The organism is Nisaea sp. (genome assembly GCF_017640745.1).
Taxonomy (GTDB): domain Bacteria; phylum Pseudomonadota; class Alphaproteobacteria; order Thalassobaculales; family Thalassobaculaceae; genus Nisaea.
This window is the reverse complement of record NZ_JAEPQA010000027.1, coordinates 18,057-39,858: the sequence shown is the minus strand read 5'-3', so window position 1 is coordinate 39,858 and position 21,802 is coordinate 18,057. Positions and strand designations below refer to the sequence as shown.

The 21,802-nt window shown below is 64.2% G+C and carries 18 protein-coding genes; 9 read left to right on the top strand and 9 right to left on the bottom strand.

The window, feature by feature from the left end; genetic code table 11:
• Positions 1-6: 6 nt before the first annotated feature.
• Positions 7-1,089: a glycosyltransferase family 4 protein gene (locus JJ959_RS17240; RefSeq protein ID WP_292886369.1), complete on the bottom strand. Its 1,083-nt coding sequence runs from the start codon at positions 1,087-1,089 to the stop codon at positions 7-9.
• Positions 1,090-1,098: 9 nt separating this feature from the next.
• Positions 1,099-2,016, bottom strand: coding sequence for a LysR family transcriptional regulator (locus JJ959_RS17235; protein WP_292886366.1), 918 nt, complete (start codon positions 2,014-2,016; stop codon positions 1,099-1,101).
• 112 nt (positions 2,017-2,128) lie between these two features.
• Between JJ959_RS17235 and JJ959_RS17230 the strand changes: the two genes are divergently transcribed.
• The gene (locus tag JJ959_RS17230) at positions 2,129-3,379 is read left to right on the top strand and encodes a urate hydroxylase PuuD (RefSeq protein WP_292886363.1); all 1,251 of its coding nucleotides are present in this window, start codon (positions 2,129-2,131) and stop codon (positions 3,377-3,379) included.
• On the top strand, positions 3,379-4,668 hold the full coding sequence (gene guaD / locus JJ959_RS17225; RefSeq protein ID WP_292886360.1) for a guanine deaminase: 1,290 nt from the start codon (positions 3,379-3,381) through the stop codon (positions 4,666-4,668). Before JJ959_RS17230 ends, guaD begins: the two co-directional genes overlap by 1 nt.
• Positions 4,669-4,682: 14 nt before the next feature.
• On the opposite strand, the gene JJ959_RS17220 is transcribed toward guaD, so the two are convergent.
• On the bottom strand, positions 4,683-5,627 hold the full coding sequence (locus tag JJ959_RS17220; protein WP_292886357.1) for a hypothetical protein: 945 nt from the start codon (positions 5,625-5,627) through the stop codon (positions 4,683-4,685).
• 215 nt (positions 5,628-5,842) lie between these two features.
• Positions 5,843-7,501, bottom strand: a complete 1,659-nt coding sequence (locus tag JJ959_RS17215) for a thiamine pyrophosphate-binding protein (protein ID WP_292886355.1) — start codon at positions 7,499-7,501, stop codon at positions 5,843-5,845.
• A 186-nt stretch (positions 7,502-7,687) separates the two neighbouring features.
• Here JJ959_RS17215 and tcuA point away from each other — a divergent pair, with 186 nt between their 5' ends.
• On the top strand, positions 7,688-9,109 hold the full coding sequence (gene tcuA / locus JJ959_RS17210) for an FAD-dependent tricarballylate dehydrogenase TcuA (protein ID WP_292886353.1): 1,422 nt from the start codon (positions 7,688-7,690) through the stop codon (positions 9,107-9,109).
• Positions 9,099-10,184, top strand: coding sequence for a tricarballylate utilization 4Fe-4S protein TcuB (gene tcuB / locus JJ959_RS17205; RefSeq protein ID WP_292886351.1), 1,086 nt, complete (start codon positions 9,099-9,101; stop codon positions 10,182-10,184). Before tcuA ends, tcuB begins: the two co-directional genes overlap by 11 nt.
• Before the next feature lie 41 nt (positions 10,185-10,225).
• Here tcuB and JJ959_RS17200 read toward each other — a convergent pair whose 3' ends face one another.
• Entirely contained in the window at positions 10,226-10,912 is a 687-nt protein-coding gene (locus JJ959_RS17200; protein ID WP_292886348.1) for a fumarylacetoacetate hydrolase family protein, read from the bottom strand.
• A gap of 168 nt (positions 10,913-11,080) precedes the next feature.
• Between JJ959_RS17200 and JJ959_RS17195 the strand changes: the two genes are divergently transcribed.
• From JJ959_RS17195 to JJ959_RS17175, 5 genes are all read left to right on the top strand, one after another.
• Positions 11,081-11,770, top strand: coding sequence for a FadR/GntR family transcriptional regulator (locus JJ959_RS17195; RefSeq protein ID WP_292886346.1), 690 nt, complete (start codon positions 11,081-11,083; stop codon positions 11,768-11,770).
• 91 nt (positions 11,771-11,861) lie between these two features.
• Complete coding sequence (locus JJ959_RS17190) at positions 11,862-12,836, top strand: ABC transporter substrate-binding protein (protein ID WP_292886343.1); 975 nt, start codon at positions 11,862-11,864, stop codon at positions 12,834-12,836.
• A gap of 71 nt (positions 12,837-12,907) precedes the next feature.
• Entirely contained in the window at positions 12,908-13,672 is a 765-nt protein-coding gene (locus JJ959_RS17185; protein WP_292886340.1) for an ABC transporter permease subunit, read from the top strand.
• Positions 13,659-14,459 (top strand): ABC transporter ATP-binding protein, encoded by an 801-nt coding sequence (locus tag JJ959_RS17180; protein WP_292886338.1) that lies wholly within the window; start codon positions 13,659-13,661, stop codon positions 14,457-14,459. Before JJ959_RS17185 ends, JJ959_RS17180 begins: the two co-directional genes overlap by 14 nt.
• 10 nt (positions 14,460-14,469) lie before the next feature.
• Entirely contained in the window at positions 14,470-15,222 is a 753-nt protein-coding gene (locus JJ959_RS17175) for an ABC transporter permease subunit (protein ID WP_292886335.1), read from the top strand.
• Between the two features lie 13 nt (positions 15,223-15,235).
• On the opposite strand, the gene JJ959_RS17170 is transcribed toward JJ959_RS17175, so the two are convergent.
• The 4 genes from JJ959_RS17170 to JJ959_RS17155 all read right to left on the bottom strand — a co-directional run bounded on the left by JJ959_RS17170 (position 15,236) and on the right by JJ959_RS17155 (position 21,717).
• Positions 15,236-16,960 carry a thiamine pyrophosphate-requiring protein gene (locus JJ959_RS17170; protein WP_292886332.1) on the bottom strand — a complete coding sequence of 575 codons (1,725 nt, stop codon included), beginning with the start codon at positions 16,958-16,960 and terminating at the stop codon, positions 15,236-15,238.
• A 33-nt stretch (positions 16,961-16,993) separates the two neighbouring features.
• On the bottom strand, positions 16,994-19,246 hold the full coding sequence (locus tag JJ959_RS17165) for a xanthine dehydrogenase family protein molybdopterin-binding subunit (RefSeq protein ID WP_292886329.1): 2,253 nt from the start codon (positions 19,244-19,246) through the stop codon (positions 16,994-16,996).
• 161 nt (positions 19,247-19,407) lie between these two features.
• Positions 19,408-20,484 carry a hybrid-cluster NAD(P)-dependent oxidoreductase gene (locus JJ959_RS17160; protein ID WP_292886326.1) on the bottom strand — a complete coding sequence of 359 codons (1,077 nt, stop codon included), beginning with the start codon at positions 20,482-20,484 and terminating at the stop codon, positions 19,408-19,410.
• Positions 20,485-20,487: 3 nt separating this feature from the next.
• Positions 20,488-21,717: an aromatic ring-hydroxylating dioxygenase subunit alpha gene (locus tag JJ959_RS17155; RefSeq protein ID WP_292886323.1), complete on the bottom strand. Its 1,230-nt coding sequence runs from the start codon at positions 21,715-21,717 to the stop codon at positions 20,488-20,490.
• Positions 21,718-21,802 lie beyond the last annotated feature (85 nt).

Genomic DNA, 21,802 nt, shown 5'->3' with positions numbered 1-21,802 from the left:
ACTTCGCTAGTTTCGCGGGGGCGCCGTCTTCCACTCGCAAAAAGTCCGCAGGAAGACGGCTTCCATAGCAGAGACATGATCCGCGAAGCCGTGTTTCTTCTGGAACATTGCGTGCCCGGCGTCTCCAAGCCGTTTCCGAAGCGCACCATCCCCAGCGACCCGGTGGATGCAGTCCATGAAGGCTTTGACGTCTCCGACGGGAAACAGCAGCCCCGTTTCTCCGTCGATCACGGTTTCCGGTATCGGCCCAAAATCGCTGGAGATCACAGGCGTTTTCCGGGCCATGGCTTCCAGAATGGATACCGTTATCAGATCGTCGTTCGTCGGGAAGACCAGGGCATCCACGTGGGCCAGATACGCGTCAACCTCGTCCGGGCCGAGTACGCCGAGGAAATGAACCTGACTGGCAATGTTTTCCAATTCCGAGACCCTCGCTTTTAGCTGGTCGGCGAAGCGCGGATCGACTGCGTCGGATCCCGCGATGAACACATGAATGTTCGGGTCGCCCAGGTAGTCGAGTGCGGCCGCCGTCAGGTGTTGGCCTTTGCGCGGCGAAAGCCAGCCGAGCTGCAAAAGAGCGGTCGCGCCGTCCGGCAGCTCGAATGGTTTCGCGCGCGGTTTGGACCGTGGCTCGATACCGTAAGGCACGATGTCGTATGTCCTGCCTTTCAGATATGGCGCGTATAGCTCTTCCGCCTGCCAGCGCGTGGGAAAGATGATGGCATCCGACAGCGCGAAAGCTTCCGTAGAAATTAGCCCCTTCTCTATGAAACGGGGCCCTTCTTTCGGTTCGTGAATCCAGAAAACCGTTGGAAACTTACCCGCTACTTGCGCGATGGATTTCGCGCCGTGAAGGGTGTTTGCGAGCAGGAGATCGAATTCTCCGGTAACCACCGTGTCGACGATCTGGATCCCGGCGGCTATGTCCTCTTTGAGGAGACCCGGCTCGACCGTTTCGCCCTTGGGACCGAGCACGGTTATCTCGTGACGGTCTGCGAGCGCTGCCAGGAGCCGGAAAAGCAATAACGGGGCTCCGGAATAGTCGAACCGGTGACAGCAGGCGAGGATGCGAAGTTTCCGATCAGACATGAGCAGTGTTCAACTCTTCATCATTCCCTCGACACGTGCCTTGCACTTCCTGATCATGAAATCGACGAAGAGCCGAATCTTCGGGTCGAGCAGGCGCCGGTGGGGATAGAGGCAGGCGAGGGCCACCGGCGGTGGCGGCGTGTCTTCGAGCACCGGTACGAGAGCGCCGCTGCGGATATGGCTTGCGACCTCGAAATAGGGCTTGTTGACGATACCGCGGCCGGCGAGCGCCCATTCGGTCAGCACGTCGCCCTCGTCGGCATCGTAGGGACCGCGGACGTTGAAGCGGGTCGGGCCGGTTTTCGTCTGCAGGGTCCAGAAATATTCCTGCGCGCCCGGGAAACGCAGCAGCAGGCAGCGGTGGCCGCCCTCGACCAGGTCCTCCGGCTTTTCAGGCGTGCCGAAATGGTCGAGATAGATCGGCGCGGCGCAGAGCACGCGCGGACAATCCATGATCTTCCGCGCCTTCAGGCTCGAATCTTCCGGCGTGCCGAGCACGATGGCGACATCGACCCGCTCGTCGAAGATGTCGACCTTGCGGTCGGAGAGCCGGAGCTGGATCGCGAGGTCGGGATAGAGATCGTTGAACTCGGGCACCAGCGGCGCCACGACGCGGCGCGCGAGGCCGAGGGGCGAAAGGACCTTGATCGAACCGCGCGGATGCTGCGAGTACTCCGCGACGGCCGCTTCCGCCTTGTCGAGCGCGTCGATGATCTCCTTGGCATGGTCGTAGAACAGGCGCCCGACCTCGGTCGGGGCGATCTTCCGCGTGGTCCGGTTGAAGAGGCGGATGCCGAGGCGGTTTTCAAGCTCCCGTATACGATTGCTCGCGACCGCAGGGGTCAGCCGCAGATCCCTGCCGCCCGCGGTAATGCTGCCGAGTTCGACCGTGCGCACGAAGACCCGGATGCTGTCGAGGTAGGGCATGTCCGCCTCTGATTTTCAAAAATTCCTATAAAGTAAAGCGGAGATATCTGACTTTTGGAAGCGCCGCGGATTTGCCAGAGTGTCGCCATGGGATGCTGCTGGGGGTGTGCGGATGCTTGAGTTGTTGCCGAATTCGGCGGTCGTCTGGGACTGGGCGTCCTTCGCCGCGCGCTGGCTGCATGTCATAACCGCCATCGCCTGGATCGGCTCGTCCTTCTATTTCATCGCCCTCGACCTCGGCCTGCGCAAGGCGGCAAACCTGCCGGAAGGCGCCCATGGCGAGGAATGGCAGGTGCATGGCGGCGGCTTCTATCACATCCAGAAATACCTCGTGGCCCCCGCCGCGCTGCCGGAGCACCTGACCTGGTTCAAGTGGGAGAGCTACTGGACCTGGGTGTCGGGCTTCGCGCTGCTCTGCATCGTCTATTACGGCCATGCCGATCTCTACCTGATCGACCATAATGTCTGGGCCGCCGAGAGCTGGCAGGCGATCGCCGTCTCGCTCGGCTCTCTTGCGCTCGGCTGGACCGTCTACACGCTGGCCTGCCGCTCGCCGCTGGCGAAGAACCCGACCCTGCTGATGGTTATCCTCTATGCGGCTCTGGTTGCGCTCGCCTGGGGCTTCACGCAGATCTTCACCGGGCGCGCCGCCTTCGTGCATCTGGGCGCGATCACCGCGACCATCATGTCGGCCAATGTCTTCATGGTGATCATCCCGAACCAGAAGATCGTCGTCGCCGACCTGAAGGCGGGCCGGGTGCCGGACGCGAAATACGGCGCCATCGCCAAGCTGCGCTCGACGCACAACAACTACCTGACCCTGCCCGTTCTTTTCCTGATGCTCTCGAACCATTACCCGCTCGCCTTCGCGACCGAGTACAACTGGGTCATCGCGAGCCTGGTCTTCCTGATGGGCGTCACCATCCGGCATTTCTTCAACAGTATGCATGCCCGCAAGGGCCAGCCCTGGTGGACCTGGGGGCTGACCGTCGCGCTCTTTCTCGCCATCGTCTGGCTTTCCACGGCGGGACCGAAACAGGCGGGCGAAGAGGCCGCCGCAGCGGAACTCAGCCCGGCTGCTCAGCAGCTCGTCGCCTCGCCGCACTTCGAGCCGGTGCTCGAGGCCGTGCTTGGCCGCTGCTCCATGTGCCATGCGACGGAGCCTGTCTGGGACGGGATCGCGGCCGCACCGAAGGGCGTGAAGCTGGAGACCGAAGCGGAGATCGCGATGCATGCGCGGGAGATCTACCTGCAGGCGGGCCGAAGCCATGCGATGCCGCCGGCCAACGTCTCCTACATGGAGCCATCCGAGCGCGCGGCGATCGTGCGCTGGTACGAGGACAGCTCCCTGGCGGTGAACTGATGACCGACACGATCCTGCGCGGCCGGGTGCTGAGCTTCCGTGCCGAGCCGACGCATTACGACGACACGGACAGTTTTCTCTATATCGAGGATGGCGCTGTCCGGGTCGCAGACGGGAAGATCCTCGATGTCGGCACCTACGATCCGAAAACTGCGGAGGGAGCAAACGTCGTCGATCACCGCCCGCACCTGATCGTCCCGGGTTTCATCGACACCCACGCCCATTTCCCGCAGATGCAGGTCATCGCCTCCTGGGGCGCGACGCTGCTCGACTGGCTGGAGAAATACACTTTCCCGGAGGAGACCCGTTTCTCCGACCCGGACCATGCGGCCGATATCGCGGGACATTTTCTCGACACGCTCGCGGCGCACGGCACCACGACGGCCGCAGTCTACTGCACCGTGCATCCGCAATCCGCCGAGGCCTTCTTCACCGAGGCAGAGCGCCGGAACATGGCGATGATCGCCGGCAAGGTGATGATGGACCGGAACGCGCCGGAAGGACTGCTCGACACGCCACAGAGTTCCTACGACGACAGCAAGGCGCTGATCGCCAAATGGCACGGCAGGGGACGGGCGCTCTATGCCATCACGCCGCGCTTCGCCATCACCTCGACGCCGGAACAGCTCGAGATGGCCGAGGCGCTGGTGCGCGAGCATCCGGATTGCTACCTGCAGACCCATCTCTCCGAGAACACGGCGGAGATCGAGCTGACGCGGCAGCTCTATCCCGGCGCGCGGGACTATTTCGACGTCTACGAGAGCTATGGGTTGCTCGGCGCGAAGAGCCTCTTCGGCCACGCTATCCACCTGACCGAGCGCGAGCAGAAGCGGATGGCGGAGACCGACTCCGTGGCGGTCTTCTGCCCGACCTCGAATCTTTTCCTCGGCAGCGGTCTCTATGACGAAGCCGGACTGCGCGCCGACGGGGTGCGCCGGGCGATCGCGACCGATGTCGGCGGCGGCACCAACTACTCGATGCTCCGCACCCTGGATGAGGGCTACAAGGTCCTGGCGTTGCGCGGCCAGCGGATGGACCCGCTGCACAGCTTCTACTGGGCGACCCTCGGCAATGCCCATGCGCTTTCGCTCGAAGATCGCATCGGCACGCTGGAGCCGGGCACGGACGCGGACATCGCCGTGCTCGACAGCCGCGCGACGCCGGTCATGGCGCTGCGCATGGAACGGGTCCGGAGCCTGCAGGAGGAACTCTTCCTTCTGCAGACGCTTGGCGATGACCGAACGGTGGTCGAGACCTATGTGGCCGGTGTGCCGGTAAAGCGGGCCTGAAGCCGCAGCCTTATCTAGGAAAACACGTTCTGGTAAGCGGCGAGAATGTCCAGCTGCCGCTGGTCGGTGAGCGGACGGCTGTTCTCGATCTTCCAGAGCTGGATTGCCCAGTTCTGCCCGTCGAACTCGACGATGTGGGCGGTTGAAAGGATCGTACGATCCTTCGACTTGAGCGGGATGCGGTGAATCGAGAAGGAGTAGCTGCGGCACTCCGCGCGGCCCTGACCGGCCTCCCAAATGAGCCTCGGTGCAGGTGGCATGTAGGGCGTGTCGCTCATCAGGCCGGACGCGTTGTGTCGGGCTGTCTGGACCGAGAGTTCGGATTTGGACAGAAAGCTGTACCGGCAGTAATTGAACTCGTCCTCGACCAGATCGGCCAGTGCCTCTTCGGTCGTCTTATGATCGATTGCCTGCATCACCTGATTGATCGGAGCCGACTTCATGACCGAGGACGGCTGCAGGTAGAAAAGCCGCGGCAGGCAGGTATTGCAGTCACGTTCGAAACTGCTGACCCAGTCCTCGGGCAGAGAAGAGGCGATACGCCGGGCGAGCTTCAGCGACGGTGTCCATCCCGGCTCCATGATCCGGTGCACCTGGCTGGGAGACGTTTCGGCGGTCAGGGCGAGCTTGTAGGGTGAAAGACCGTTCTCGACGATCCAGCGCCGTGCCATCTCGGTGATCTTGAAGATCTCGAACTCGATCGTTTCGAGAGATTGCGAAACGGAGCCGACGGTCGACCCGCTGGAATGTGGCCGTACTTCCTGCTGGAACGAGTAGGGGCTGCCCGACCCTTCTTTCAGAGCTTCGAATGCAAGGCTAAGGGCTTGGATTGCATCGGAATTCACCTTGATGTCGGCGATCTCTGCTTGCTCCCCCAAGTATTTCCCAGTCCGGGATTCGTTCGCATTGGCCTCCAGGCTCAGGGCCATTTCGGAGCTGGAGAAAGTGTCGGTGCTCATTTTCTCACCTCTACCCTGGCAGAAAGCGCGAATGCCGACATTTGCCTCTTCTGAGGGTCGGATGAATTCACAGCAAAGATTTCACTGACGCCAGTTTACCCAGCCAGCGTGCGGCAATCAATCTTGGCGAAAGTCGGGAGACCGATATGCGCGCTCTGCGGGAGCGGCGGAATCGGCGCAGAAATACGGGTGTTCCCGCCCTCTGACGGCTCCCGCTACTTCGGGTGCGCGCGCTGCATCAGCGGCGAGAGAATCTGGTCGGAGACATGGAAGTCCCAGATCGCGGGACCGCTTGAGGCTTCGAATTTGCGTGCGAGATCTGGAAGGCTGTCGAGGTCCGTTACCGTTTCGCCCTGCAGTCCGAAGCCGCGTGCGATGGCGGCGAAGTCCGGACGGCCGAAGACCGCGCCTTCGTCTGTCAGGCCTTCCGAGCGGAGTTTGTGGATCTCCGAGCCGTAGGCGCCGTCGTTCATGACGCAGATCAGCACCTTCATGCCGTGCCGCTTCATGGTCTCCAGCTCCTGGATATGCATCAGCAGGCTGCCGTCACCGTCGAACATGACGACCGGCTTGCCCGGGTTCGCGGCCGCGACGCCCATCGCGAAGGAGGTGCCGTTTCCGATGGCGCCGAACTCCCGGATGGTGAGGAAGTTCTCCACCGGGCGGTCCGGCATCTGGGCGAAGAAATAGGAGCAGTGGCCGGAGGAATTCACCGCCTCCCAGGTCTTCGGCAGCGCCGCGTCAAGCGCCGTGGCGACATCGCGCGGGTCGAGCAGGCCCTGTTCCTGCGCATGGACGGAGCCGTCCGCCGGAGCGCTCCGGATCCGGTCCGCCAGTTCCGGGCTGCGCCAGCTCGGGGCATTGGCGTCACGCGGGCCGAGCGCCTCGACAAGCGCGCGGACGCTCATTCCGGCATCGCCGCGCAGATGGCGGTGCGCGGTGATACGGCCCTGGGTAATGGTGGTCGGGGCGGTGTCGATGCGCAGCACCTCGGCGTTCGGGTAGAGCGTGCCGTTATAGGAATTGTGGTTGGCAAGGCTGGCGCCGACCGCGATGACCATGTCGGCGTCCTGGAAGCAGTCCCGTGTGACGTCGCTGGAGAAGCCGCCGGCAATGCTGAGATTGAACGGGTCGTCATGGAACAGCCCTCGCGCGGGCAGGGTGGTTGCAAGCAGACCGCCGCAGCGCTCCGCCAGCGCCTTGCAGGCTTCGGCCGCGCCTTCCGAGCGCAACGCGCCGAGACCGGCCATCACGATGACCTTGCGCTTCTCCGAGATCACCGCCGCCATGTCGGCAACGTCGTCCGGGTGCGGCGGCATCGGCCGCATTTTCGGCAGCACCTCGCGGGACGGTGCCGGAAGCTTGCTGTCGCCCTTCCAGTCGAGATTTTGCAGGTCGAACGGGACTCCGAGCACGACCGGCCGCATTTCTTCCTGCGCCTGCACGAAGGCGTCGCGGATCTGGCGGAGCATGCGGTCCGGGTGATGCAGCGCGTGATAGTCGGCGCCGCAGGCTTTCACGAACGGTGCCTGTTCGAGCTCCTGATTGTACCAATGGTTCTTCAGCGGCGACTCGCCGGCGAAGACGACGAGCGGGATATGGGCGCGGACGGCGGCGGGCAGGGCGGTCATGACCTGGGTCAGGCCGGGTCCGCAGGTGACCGTGGCGACGCCGACCGCGTTCTTGGAGCGCGCATAGGCCATCGCCGCAGCGACGGCGCAATGCTCATGCCGGACATAGACGAAATCGCAGCCGAGCCCGGCGAGCGCCGTCGCCCAGTTCATGTTGGCGTCGCCGAGCAGGGCGAAGCAGGTTTCCACCTGTTCCTGATGAAAGGCTTCTGCCAGAATTTCGTAGGTTTTCTTTGCCGACATGACGCGCGCGCTCCCTTGGGCCGACCGGTTTGCGGACCATGGTGCGTCAGCTGCCCGGCCGGTGCAAAACCCGTCTGTTTTCGTGGTTTGACGCTACGGTATTCAATTGTATACAATATAGTCAAGAAGGCTGCGGATGGCGGCGTTTCGAAGTCGCCAAGCGGTCCGTTACGAGGAGAGGATACCTTGTCAGCCATAGCCGAAAAGGTGTGGGACGTCGTCGTTGTCGGCGGCGGGAATGCGGCCCTGTGCGCGGCCATCGAGGCGGCGGAATCGGGCCGGAGCGTGATCATCCTGGAGGGCGCGCCGAAGACCTATCGCGGCGGCAATTCGCGCCACACAAGGAACTTCCGCTGCATGCACCGGGGACCGCTCTCGGTGCTCACGGACAGTTACGAGGAAGACGAGTATTTCGACGACCTGATCCGGGTCACCAAGGGCAATACCGATGAGGAACTGGCGCGCCTGGCTATTCGCACCTCGGAGAAGTGCCTGCCCTGGATGGAGGCGCATGGCGTCCGCTTCCAGCCGTCGCTTTCCGGCACCCTGTCGCTTGGCCGGACCAACGCCTTCTTCCTCGGCGGCGGCAAGGCGCTGGTGAATGCCTATTACAACACAGCCGCCGATCTCGGCGTCGAAGTCGTCTACGAGGCGCAGGTCACGCACGTGGAAATCGAGGACGGGCGCTTCAATGCAGTCGAGGTCGAGATTGCGGGCGGCGCAAAACAGCGTATCGAGGGCCGCACAGTGGTCCTCGCCTCCGGCGGTTTCCAGGGTGATATCGACTGGCTTGCGCGGGCCTGGGGCCCGGCGGCACGGAATTTCCTGATCCGCGGCACGCCCTACAATCGCGGCGTCGTTCTGAAGGACATGCTGGATCAGGGCGCGGACAGCGTTGGCGATCCGACCCAGTGCCACGCGGTCGCGATCGACGGCCGCGCGCCGAAATTCGACGGCGGGATCGTCACCCGGCTCGACTGCGTACCGTTCTCCGTCGTGGTGAACAAGAATGGCGAGCGCTTCTATGACGAGGGCGAGGATGTCTGGCCGAAGCGCTACGCGATCTGGGGCCGTCTCGTCGCCGCGCAGCCGGACCAGGTCGCCTACTCGATCATCGACAGCAAGAGCGCCAACCTTTTCATGCCGTCCGTGTTCCCTGCAGTCCAGGCGGACACGCTGGAGGGGCTGGCCGAAAAGATGGGGCTTCCGGCGGGTAAGCTGCGACAGACGGTGGACGCCTTCAACGCCGCCTGCCGCGATGGCACCTTCCATCCGACCGAGCTCGACGGTCTCGCGACCGAAGGGGTCGAGCCGCAGAAAACGAACTGGGCCCGTCCGATCACCGACCCGCCCTTCTATGGCTATTCGCTCCGACCCGGCGTCACCTTCACCTATCTCGGCCTCAAGGTGGACGAGACCGCGCGGGTGACGATGGGCGGACGCAAACTCGAAAATGTCTGGGCCGCGGGAGAGATCATGGCGGGCAGTATCCTCGGCGAGGGCTATCTCGCCGGTTTCGGCATGACCATCGGTACCGTGTTCGGCCGCATCGCCGGCCAGCAGGCCGCGAAAGGCGCGGTCCGGGGGGAGAACTCCCATGCCGCTTGACCAGACCCGGACCGAGCTCTCGACGACCGAGGAGGCGCGCCGCCAGATCGAGATCTGCAATGCCTGCCGCTATTGCGAGGGCTATTGCTCGGTCTTCCCGGCGATCACCCTGCAGCGCAGCTTCAGCGACGGGGACATCACCCAGCTCGCGAACCTCTGCCACAATTGCCGCGGCTGCTATTACGCCTGCCAGTATACCGACCCGCACGAGTTCCAGATCAACCTGCCGAAGGCACTGGCCGAGGCGCGGACGGAAAGCTGGGAGCGGTTCGCCTGGCCGGGCATCTTCTCGGGCCTGTTTCAGCGCAGCGGCGTCGCCGTCGTGGCGGCATTGATTGCAGGGTTCGCTCTGCTCTTCTGGGCCGGACAGGCGCTGCGTCCGGAGAGCGGCGAGGGCTTCTATGCCTTCCTCTCCCATTCGGTGATGGTCGCGATCTTCATGCCGGCCTTCCTGCTGCCGTTGCTCGCCATCGCGCTCGGTCTCCGGGGCTATTGGAGCGAGGTTGGCGGAGCATCTGTACGTCTGTCGCACCTGAAGCGGGCGTTTGCTGAGGCCGCACGGCTGAAGGATCTTTCCGGCGGCGTGGCAGGAGGCTGCAATTTCGAGAAGGAAGACCGCTATACCAATGTACGCCGTTGGCACCACCAGGCGGTGATGTACGGCTTCCTGCTCTGCTTCGCCTCGACCGGGTCGGCGACGCTGCTGCATTACGTCTTCGATATGCCGGCGCCCTACGGGCTCTTTTCCCTGCCGAAGCTGCTCGGCATTCCGGGCGGGCTGCTGCTGACCCTCGGCGGGCTCGGCATGGCGGTGCTGAAGACGCGGGGCGAGAAAGAGCTCGGCGCGCCCGCGCTCTGGGGCGGGGAGATGGCCTTCGTGCTGCTGCTGTCCTTCACCGGCGCGAGCGGACTTGCGCTCTATGCCGCGACGGGAACGGCGCTGGTCGGCATTTTGCTGCCGGTCCATCTGGGGGCGGTGCTCGCCTTCTTCCTGACGGCGCCCTACACCAAGATGGTGCACGGCTTCTTCCGGCTGGCGGCGCTGGTCCGGAACGCGCAGATGCAGGAAAAGTAGGATAGAGCCGCGCCGGAATGGCGCGGCTCCACTAAGTTTGCTTAGACGACCTTCACCGTCATGCTGCCGAGACCCTCGACGCTGGCTTCCATCACGTCGCCGCGGGAGACAGGGCCGACGCCGGAGGGCGTGCCGGACAGGATGACGTCGCCTGCAGCCAGTTCGAAGAAGCGCGACAGGTAGGAGATCATCTCCGGCACCTTCCAGATCATCTGGTTGAGGTCGCCTTCCTGCTTCAGCTCGCCGTTGATGCTGAGCGCGACACGGCCCGCGTCGAGATGGCCGACCTTCTCCACCGGATGCACCGGGCCGCAGGGCGCGGAGCGCTCGAAGGCCTTGCCTATTTCCCACGGACGGCCGAGCTTCTTCTGCTCCCCCTGGAGGTCGCGGCGGGTCATGTCGAGCGAGAGGCCGTAGCCGTAGACATGATTGAGCGCGTCCTCGAGGGCGATGTTGCTGCCGCCGGATTTGAGCGCGACCAGCATTTCCATCTCATGATGGACGTCGTTGGATTCGGGCGGGTAGGGGAACTCACCCGACGCGTCGAGATTGTCCGGGTTCTTCTGGAAGAAGAAGGGCGGTTCGCGGTCCGGATCATGCCCCATCTCGACCGCATGCGCCGCGTAGTTGCGGCCGATGCAGTAGACGCGGCGCACCGGGAAGAGCGCGTCAGAGCCGGCGACCGGGATGGCGACCTGCCGGGGTTTTTCGATGACGTAGTCGGGCACGCGAACCTCCATCGTGCTGTTGGGCGAGCGCCGCTTTTAGGGGCGCGTAGAAGAAAAATCAATCGAAACCAATTTCGGAATTTCAGCTTTTACGCTTCCGAAGCGCAGATTGATCTGCCATATTCGTACCAATAGCAGCCAATTGGTCAACCAAAATGAGGTTCCGGCGTGCTTAAGGTTCTGGATGCCAGAGAGCGGGACGATCCGGTCGCGACATTGAAGGAGTTCATCTCCGAGGGCGGATATGTCCCCGGAGACCGGCTTCCGGCGGAGCGTGAACTGATCGTCGAGCTCGGCGTGAGCCGGGCGACGCTCCGCAAGGCGCTCGACGTGCTGGAACGCGACGGGATGATCTGGCGTCATGTCGGCAAGGGCACCTTCATCTCCAGCCAGGGCGGGCCGGGAAGCTCCGGAAACCTGCTCGAACTCGGCCGCCATCTCACGCCGGTGAAGATGATCCGCGCCCGGCTCTGTATCGAACCGGCGATTGCCCGGGAAGCGGCGATCAATGCCTCCCGCGATGCGATCAACCGGATCAACGCGGCCAAGGAACGGGCACGCGAGGCGCTGACCTGGGAGGCCTATGAGGCGGAAGACGACCACATGCACCGCGCGATCGCCGAATGCACGGACAATCCGCTGCTGCTCGGCATGTTCGACCAGCTGAACCAGGTGCGGCGCGCGGTCGCGCTCGGCAACGTGGTGCGCGGCTCGGAACGGCCGCCGGATAACCACTCCAGTTTCACAGAGCATGAACGGATCTCGGCTGCCATCGAGGCACGGGATCCTTCGGGAGCGGAAGCGGCCATGCGCCAGCATATCGCCTCCGTCTCAGCACGGCTTTTCGGGGAGGACTGAGCACCAGTCAGGTCTTTTCGCGGCGAAAGAGGGGAAAACCCCCAGCCTCGGGATCTCAAATCCCGGAAAGCGAACAAAAAGGGAGGAAGCAATGAAGAAATTACTGAGGGCGGCTCTGTCGCTCTGTGTTGCCATACCGGTTGCCGCCGCACTGATGGTGTCGGCGGCGAAGGCGGAAAAGATCAGGATCGCGCTGGCGGAAACCCCGTCGGACGAACTCGCGGCCTTCTTCGTCGCGCTCGAAAGGGCCAAGGCCAACGGTCTCGATTACGAGTGGACGGCATTCTCGGACGAGGAACTCGCCATCCAGGCCGTTCTCAGCGGCCAGATGGATATCGGCTTCGGCACGCCCTACGCGGCAATGCAGCGTTCGCGGGCGCCGATCCGCATCGTCTTTCAGCTCTCCAAGCTGAAATTCTTTCCGGTGACGTCGAAGAAATACAGCAAGCTCGAGGATCTGAACGGCGAGCCGATCATGCTGCATTCCCGCGGCGGCGGCACGGACTCGATCGCCAACGTCATCGAGGAAAAGCTCAATATCAAGTTCGGCACGCGGTCCTACGTGCCGGGCTCCTCGAACCGTATCGCGGCGCTGATCGCCGGGCAGACCGACGCGACGATCGTCGACCTTTCGAACAAGAACAAGCTGATGAAGCTGCAGGGCGACAAGTTCAACGTCCTGCCGATGTTCGAGGTCGATGCCAGCGACGAGGCGCTGTTCGCCAATCTCGACTGGATCAAGGCGAACGAAAAGGATGTCGACATCTTCGTTAAGGCGCTGCTGAGCGTCTGGCGCGACATGAGCAAAGACCCGACGATCATCCGCAAGGAGACCAATCCGGACGGTCCGATCGGGCAGCTTCCGAAGGAAGTGCTGGACGGTCTCGACGGCTTCTACAAGGACGCGGTTGAGGGCGGTCTCTACGACCCGAACGGCGGCGGCCGCAAGGCGGCGAAGGCCGACATGGAGTGGTACTCGGCCGCGGGACAGCTGACCGGCGATCCGGCAGCCCTGAAGATCGAGGATTTCTGGTACCTGGCGCCGCTTGACGCCGCCTCGAACTAGGACCCTGCGGCGGTCGCCGGTTCCCTGTCCGGCGGCCGCCTCCTTCTTCCGCAAACCCATAGAGGCGCTTGATGACCTCTTATCGTTCCCTTTTTCTGAAACTTCTCTCCGCCGTGCTCGTGTTCGGGGCCTGGGAGATCGCCGGCCGGATTCCGGTCAGCTACTCCTTCCCGACCTTCCTCGACACGATGTCGGCGCTGGCGGCCCTGACGCTCGACGGAACCATGCTCCGCGCCTATGCGGAAACCCTTCAGCCGCTCGCAGTGGGTGTCACGATATCGGCCGTGTTCGGCATCGGGATCGGGCTCTGGGTCGGTCTCAGCGCGCGTTTCGATTGGCTGTTCTCGCCGATCTTCATCGTCATGCAGGCGGCGCCGCTGGCAGCACTCATCCCGCTGCTGGTGATGGCCTACGGCATCGGGCTGACCTCGAAGGTCTTCGTGGTCTGCATCATGGCGATGCCGGTGATCGTGCTGAATACCGGCGCGGCCGTGCGCAACACGCCGTCCTCGCTGAAGGAGATGGGCAAGGCGTTCCTCGCCCGCGAGGACCAGATCATCCTCAAGGTGATCATCCCGGCGGCCTCGCCGGTGATCTTTTCCGGACTCCGGCTCGGCATCTCGGCCGGCTTCATCGGGGCCATTCTGGCGGAGCTGAAGATCACGCCGACCGGCGTCGGGGACATCATCACCTACAGCCGATCGATCGCCGATTACCCGAGCATGTATGCGGCGATCTTCTCGATCATCCTTTTCGCCGTGCTGTTCCTGAACCTGGTCGAACGGCTCGAATTCATCCTCTTCAAAGGAAACAATCGTGGCTATGTCTCAGATTAGCGACGCGCCCCGTCCCATCCGGGAACCGGCGCCGGAGAACGCCGTTGTCGCGCGCAATGTCTCGAAGCATTACGGGCCCGTCGAGGCCTTGCGCGACCTCACCCTCGAGTTCCCGCGCGGACAGCTGACCTCTCTGCTCGGCCCGTCCGGCTGCGGGAAGACGACGCTGCTGAAGATCATCGCGGGCCTGCTGGAGCCGACTTCGGGCGAGATCCTCGTCAACGGCGAGCAGGTGACCGGTCCCGGGCCGGACCGCGCCTTCGTCTTTCAGGATTTCGCCCTGCTGCCCTGGGCGAACGTGATGCGCAACGTCGCCTTCGGGCTGGAATTGCGCGGCGTCGCCAGATCGGAGAGGGAGGCCATCGCCGAGCGCTATATCCGCGATGTCGGGCTCGCCGGTTTCGAGGACAGCTATCCGCACCAGCTTTCCGGCGGTATGCGCCAGCGTGTCGGCCTTGCCCGGGCGCTCTCCGTCGACGCGCAGGTCCTGCTGATGGACGAGCCGTTCTCCGCCGTCGACGAGCAGACAAGGCGCAAGTTCCAGGAAGACCTTCTGGCGCTGGTGGAGAACGAGAACAAGACCTTCATCTTCGTCACCCACTCGATCGAGGAGGCGGTCTATGTCTCCGACCAGATCGCCATCCTGCTGCCACGCCCGAGCCGGGTCTCGGAGATCATCCGGCCCTCCGGTATCCGCGGCAAGGGTGCCGACAATATCCGCCGCGATCCGGAATATCTCGACATCGTGGACCGGATCTGGGCCTCGCTGCGCAGCTATGTCGAGTGAGGGCTGAGAGATGCGGCTATTCGGCTATCCACTGCCCGGCATGTCGTCGCTGATCCTCTGGGGGCTGCTCTGGGAGATCGTCGGCCGGCTCGACCTGACATTCTTCCTGCCGCCGCTGACCGAGGTGGTGAGCACGCTCTTCGCCGTGATCGGCACGCCGGCCTTCCTGAAGGCCCTGACGGAGACGGCCTATGCCTTCTTCGCCGGTGTCTTCTTCGCCGTCGCGATCGGCATTCCGACCGGCATCCTGATGGGCAAGAGCCGCCTCCTCGACGAGCTGCTGCTGCCCTGGGTGAACATGTTCCTCAGCGCTCCGCTGACTGCGCTGGTCCCGGTGCTGATGGTGCTGTTCGGCTTCGGCATGAAGGCGATCATCATCACGACGACGCTGTTCGCGATCTGGATCATCATCCTGAATTCCCGGGCCGGCGTGCTGCAGATCAACCGCTCGCTGGTCGAGATGGCGCGCTCCTACGGCGCCACGCCGCTGGACGCCTTCTTCAAGATCTATTTCTGGGCGGCGCTGCCAGAGATCCTCGGCGGGGTGCGCATCGGTGTGATCCGCGCGGTGAAGGGGGTGATCATCGGTCAGCTGCTGATCTCGATCGTCGGCTTTGGCGCGCTCTTCGAGCTTTACGCCAACAACTTCCTGATGGCGCATTTCTGGGCCGTGCTGGTCGTGCTCTTCGCGCTCGCCTTCACGATCTCGGAGTTCCTCGCCTATCTCGAGCGGCGGGTCTCATATTACGCGGCTAAACGCTGAACGGAGTCTCCGTTCAGCCCTTGGCGACCTGGATATCCAGCAGGACCTGACGGCGTTCCTCCGTCGCGATACGGATTGCGCGCTCAAGAGCGGCCGGGAGTTCCTCGCCTCGCTCCACCCGCTCTGCATGGGCGTTGCTCGCTTTCGCGGTCTGCACGAAGTTCGGGCTCGGCGTCAGCGCCGTCAGCGGCACCTCGTTCGCCTTCGCAGCATGCCCGTCCGGATAGAGTCCCACGACCGACTGCCGGACCGCGCCCCATTCGTGGTTGTTCAGGACCAGCGTGATCACCGGCAGTTTCAGTCCCTCGGCGATCATGTGGCAGACGATCGGGTTGGAGAACATGTAGGAGCCGTCGCCCATGGTTGCGACGACGACCCGGTCCGGGTCGGCAAGCTGGGCACCGAGCGCCGCACCGAAACCCCAGCCGAGACCGCCGGAATGCGGCTCCTGGAAGAAGCTGTTGCGCTCGCTCCGCTTCAGGAAGCCGAGCATGGCGCCGAGCTCGGCATAGACTGTCGACCTACGGCCCGCTTTCTCGAGAGGGGCGAGCGCCTCACCGAGGCACTGGCTGACCCACTGCTTGGTCATCGGCCCGCCCTTGCCCTGTTCGGCGATCTCGCGCTGCTTCTGCCTCGTCGCGTCGGAGGCGGCGGCGATACGCTTGCGACGGGCGGCGATCGCAGTCTCGTCCCGCTTCATCCCGGAGAGCATTTCGGCGAGTGCCGGGATGGTGTCGGCGGACTCGCCCGCCAGCGTGATGTCAGAGCGGAAACCGCGCACGGGGAAGCGGGAGAAGACCGGGTCGGGGCCGACATTGATGATGGTCGCGTCGGCGCGCGGCTTGTGAACGTCCGGCTGCCAGGGAGCGAGGCTGTCGAGGATGACGATGACATCCGCCTCCTCGATCCAGGGCGAGGGCGAGGCGCCGATATGGCAGGGATGCTCTGTCGGGATCGCCAGCTCGACGGCCCAATAGGAGCAGACCGGTATCGCCCAGTCCTCGACCAGCTTCTGGAACAGTCGGAAGCTCGCCTCATCGCCGGCGCCGCGCTGGGCGACGATGAGCGGCGCCTTGGCACCGGCAATCGCCGCCGCGGCGCGTTTCAGACTTTCCGGGTCCGGCACCATGCGGACGGGCGCGATGGAGCCTGCCGGCGCGAGCGTCGCCGGGTCGATCTCCTCGCACAGCGTCTCGCGGGGCAGGGAGAGGTACGAGGGGCCTTTCGGCGTCGAATTGGAGATCGCGAAGGCGCGGTCGAGATGCTCGCCGATCTGCTCCGGGAACTTAAGCTCGAACTCCCACTTGCAGCATTCGCGCACCATCGCCGCCTGGTCGCGCATCTCCTGACCCCATCCGATCGGCACCGTGCGGGCGCCGAAGCGGGAATGCTCGGTAACGGGCGTCCGGCCGGACATCATCAGTACGGGCACATGGGCGCAGGCGGCATTGATCGCGCCGGTGACGCCGTTGGATAGCCCGACATTGGTATGCAGCATGACCGCCGCGCACTTGCCGGAGATCTGGTAGTAGCCGTGCGCCATGCTCATCGCCGCATGCTCGTGCGGCACGGTGATGGCTTCGGGCAGCGGCAGTCCCTTCGCCCTGGCGGCGACGAGGCCTTCGATGATCGGTGGGAAGTCGGTGCCCGAGTTGCAGAACACGTAGTCGATGCCGAGGTCTTTCAGACGCGAAAAGATCACCCCTCCCGAGGTGATCTTTCCATCAGATCCAGACATTCCGGTCGCTCCCGGAGGCCCGAGGGCGGCGAACTATTCCGCCGCCTGCTTCATTGCGTCGAGCTTCTCGAGGACCCGCGGCGGCGACATCGGCAGGCTGTTGAAGCGGATGCCGAGCGCGTTGTAGACCGCGTTGCGAATGGCCGCGAGCGGCGGCACGAGCGGAACCTCGCCGACGCCCCGCACGCCCTGCGGATGCAGCGGGTTCGGGACCTCGATGATGACGTTGTCGAGCATCGGAACGTCGGAGCAGACCGGCATCCGGTAATCCAGGAAGCCCGGATTATCGACCTTGCCGTCCTTGTTGTAGATGTACTCCTCGTTCAGCGCCCAGCCGATGCCCTGGACGGCGCCGCCCTGCATCTGGCCCTCGACATAGGCCGGATGCACCGCCTTGCCGACGTCCTGGAACGAGGTGTAGCGGATCACGCGCACGATCCCGAGATCGACGTCGACCTCGACGTCGCAGATATGCGTCGCGAAGCCGCCTTCAGCGCCGGTCGTGTTGAGCTGGGTGCCGGCCCCGATCGGACCGCCGGTCATGTTCGCCTTGGCGGCCAGTTCCTCGAGCGTCAGGGGCTCGAACTTGCCCGCATTGTCGCCTGCCGGACGAGCCGCGCCATCGGACCAGGTGACCGCGTCGGCCGGGATGCCCCAGATCTTCGCCGCGAGCCCCTTCAGGGTCTCGATGACCTTTTCGGTCGACTGGGTGACCACCATGGCGGAGGCGAACAGCACGCGGCTGCCGCCGGTCAGGTTGCTGTAACCGATGGTCGCGGTGTCGCCGATCAGGACGGAGACCCGGCGATAGTCGATGCCGAGCAGTTCCGCCGTGATGTTGGCGATGGAAGCGCGGGAGCCGCCGATATCCGGGTGCCCGGTGGTCACGACGACGTTGCCGTCCTCGGTGATGTTCACCTGGGCGGAGGATTCGCCGCCGGCGTTGAACCAGTAACCGCTGGCCACGCCCCGTCCCTGGAACTTGCCGAGCGGCGCCTTGTAGTGATCGTGCGCAAGCGCGGCCTTCACCGTTTCGGCATAGCCCATGACCGGATAGACCGGACCGTGTGCGGCCTTGGTGCCCTGCTTGGCCGCGTTTTTCAGACGCAGCTCCAGCGGATCGATGCCGAGCTGCTCGGCCAGTTCGTCCATCGTGCTCTCGACGGCGAAGGCACCGATCGGCGAGCCCGGAGCGCGATAAGCCGCGACTTTGGAGCGGTTGGAAACCACGTCATAGCCGAGCGTATAGACGTTCGGGATATCGTAGGGCGCGAAGCAGCAGCCGCAGGCGCCGCGAATCGGAGAGCCCGGGAAGGCGCCGGCCTGCAGGTAGTGGGTGGCCTGCGCGGAGACGATGGTGCCGTCCTTCTTGGCGCCGATCTTCACCGTGCTCTTGGCGCCGGAGGTCGGACCGGTCGCCCGCATCACCTCTTCGCGGGTCATCACCATCTTCACGGGACGGCCCGCCTTCTTCGACAGCATGGCCGCGACGGGCTCGAGATAGATGATCGTCTTGCCGCCGAAACCGCCGCCGATCTCCGCCGGAATGGCGCGGATGTCGCTCTGCGGGATGCCGGTCAGGAAGGCGGTCATCGCGCGGACCATGAACTGGCCCTGGCTGGAGCTCCAGATCGTCGTCTTGCCGTCGGCCGCGACGCTGACGAGGCAGGCATGCGGCTCGATGTAGCCCTGGTGCACCGGCCGTGTGTCGAAGCTGCGCTCGACGATCACGTCGGCTTGCTCGAAACCGGCCTCGATATCGCCGAGCTTGTGCTCCAGCGTGCCGGCGATGTTCGACGGCTTGCCCTCGAACTTGATGAAATCGTGCAGGATCGGCGCGTCCGGCGCGATCGCGTCCTCGATCTCGATCGCCCAGGGCAGGACCTCGTAATCGACCTCGATCAGCTCGCATGCCTTGGCGGCGATGTCGGCCGACATGGCGGCGACCGCGGCGACCGGGTGACCGTGGAACAGCGCCTTCTCGCGCGCCATCACGTTGCGGCACATCCAGCGCATGTCCTGAATGCCGAGCGGCACCGGGGTGCCGACGGAGAAGTCGACGATGTCCTTCGCGGTGACGACGGACTTCACGCCCGGAAGCGCCTCCGCCTTGGAGGTGTCGATGCTGCGGATGACGGCATGGGGGTGAGGGCTGCGCAGCACCTTGCCCCAGATCATCCCGGGCATCGTGGCGTCCGCCGCGTACTGGGCCCGGCCGACAACCTTGTCGACGCCGTCAGGCCGGACCGTGCTGGTGCCGATCCATTTATTCGTCATATCGCTCATTCTGCCTCTCCCTGCGGTCCGCGGCGCGACGCGTCCGGATTGTCCACGCGCCTGGCCGGCGCATTGTTCTTCGCTTGGCAGAAGCGTACACGGTCACCGCGCATTCGAACAAGATCGCCTGCGCGAAGGGAATGTGCCGATTTGCGAAAGATCGGCGTGCTCTAGACCTCGACCGCGACTTCTCCGATCGGATGCGAGCAGCAGGCGAGGATGTAGCCGGCCTCGATATCGTCCTCGGATATGCCGCCGTTATGCACCATGTGCACCTCGCCGGAGAGCTTCTTCACCTTGCAGGTACCGCAGACCCCGAAGGTGCAGCCCGACGGGATGTTGAGGCCGGAGGCCTTGGCTGCGGCGAGGATGGTGTCCGTCTCCGCAAACTTGCCGGTGACTCCGGAAAGCGCGAAATGCACCTCTGCCTGCGCCCCTTCCTCGGGCGTTGTGTCGTCCAGTTCCGGGATGTCCTCCGCCGTTTCGGCCGGGGCCTGGAAGCTTTCCTGGTGGTATTGCTCCATGTCGAAACCGAAGCCGGCAAGGGCCTCGCGGACCGCCTGCATGAAAGGTTCCGGGCCGCAGCAGAAGACTTCGCGCTCCAGATAGTCCGGGCACATCAGGCCAAGCATGAGCTGGTTGAAGCGGCCCTGATAGCCGGTCCAGGGACGATAGCGGTCAGGCTCCTTGACCACGAACTTGAGGTCGATGCCCGGCACGCGGCTCGCCATGTGCTCCAGACGCTCGCGGAAGATGATTTCGGACGGGCGGCGGGCGCAGTTGATCAGGACGACGTCGGGCTCTGTCCCGAGATCGAACATGTAGGTCGCCATGGACATCATCGGCGTGATGCCCGACCCGGCGGAGATGAAGAGATATTTCTTCGCCGGATGTTCCGCCATGGAGAACAGCCCGGCAGGGCCCAGGGCCTTGATCCGCATGCCCGGCTTCAGATTGTCCAGCATCCAGCGGGTGCCGATGCTGCCTTCCTGCGCTTTCGCCGTGATCGATATCGAGCGCGGCCGCGAGGGAGAGGAGGAGATCGTGTAGGTCCGGTAGAGCGGGCCGCCCGATACCGGGAGTTCCAGCGTCAGAAACTGGCCCGGCTGGTAGTCGAAAAGGGCGCCAGACGGGGCCTGGAAGGTGAAGGTCGAGGTGTTCGGGATTTCCGGCAGTACAGAGACACATTCGAGCGGCTCGCTGTCCTTCCAGATCGCGGAGCCGAGGATCGCATTGGTCGCGGCCATCTCCTATTCCGCCGCCAGCAGGGTCGGTAGGAGGCGTTGCTGCATGGTGTTGCAGTACCACTCGACGAAGGAGATCACGCCGTCTTCCTGGGTCGGCGAATAGGGACCCGGCTCGTAGGCCGGCGAATTGATGCCGTTTTGATTGTCCTCGACGACGCGGCGGTCTTCGTCGTTGGTCGCGGTCCAGACCTCGGTCAGGCGCTTCAGGTCGTAATCCTCGCCTTCGACGGCGTCCTTGTGCACCAGCCACTTGGTCGTGACCTCCGTCTCCATCGGGCCGACTGGGGTGACCCGGAAGGTGATGGAATGATCGGCGAGGAAATGGTTCCAGGTCGTCGGGTAATGGAACTTGAGCAAAGCGCCGGCGGTCCGGTCGGAGACCCGCCCGAGGAAGCGGTCGACGGCGATCTTGCCGTCCATCGTGTAACTCTCGGCGCCGTCGAGCAACGGGATACGGGTCATCCGGTACTGCATGTTGTCGGCAATCCGGTAGCGGGACGGCCAGCCCTGCGCTTCCATGCGCCGAAAATGGGACTCGAGCTTTTCGGGCGTTTCGTGATCGACGCCGAAAAGCGACGGGTCCTCGGGAAAGGTCCGGCAGAGGGCCGGGTGGTTGCCGCTGCAGTGATAGCACTCGCGGTTGTTCTCCCAGACCAGCTTCCAGTTGCCTTTTTCGACGATGGTGCTCTCGTGCGCGATCTTCGCGTTGGCGAGGTCGTGCGGCTCGAGATAGGGCCGGGCGAGCTCGGCGAATGCGTCGAAATCCGGCGCCTGGTCGGCGAGGCAGATATAGACGAGGCCGGCCAGCTCGCGGCAATGGACCGGCTTCAGGCCGAACTTGGAGGCGTCGAAATCCGCGCCCATGTCGCGCGCCCAGAGCAGCCTGCCGTCGAGCTCGTAGGTCCACTGATGATAGGGGCAGACGAGCTTGGGAGCGTTTCCTTTCGCGGCCTTGCAGAGGATCGAGCCGCGGTGGCGGCAGGTATTGTGAAACGCGCGGATCACTTTGTCGGCGCCGCGTACAATGATCACCCGGTAGTCACCGACCTTGTGAGTGACGTAGCTGCCCGCCTTGGCCAGTTCGCAGGACGGAATCGCGAAGAGCCATTCCCGGTACCAGATCTGCTCAAGATCCAGCCGGAAGATCTCCGGATCACGGTAGAAGGGTTGGGCCAGGCTGTAGCCGCTCTGGCGCTGGGCCAGAAGGGCCAGCATGTAGTTGCGCGCACTCATGTCTCGTCCTCGCGGTGCGCGGCCGCGGTCAGACCGTGGGCCGCCAGATCCTTCGTGCCGGCGCGGTTCGGGAGTCTGATCTGAG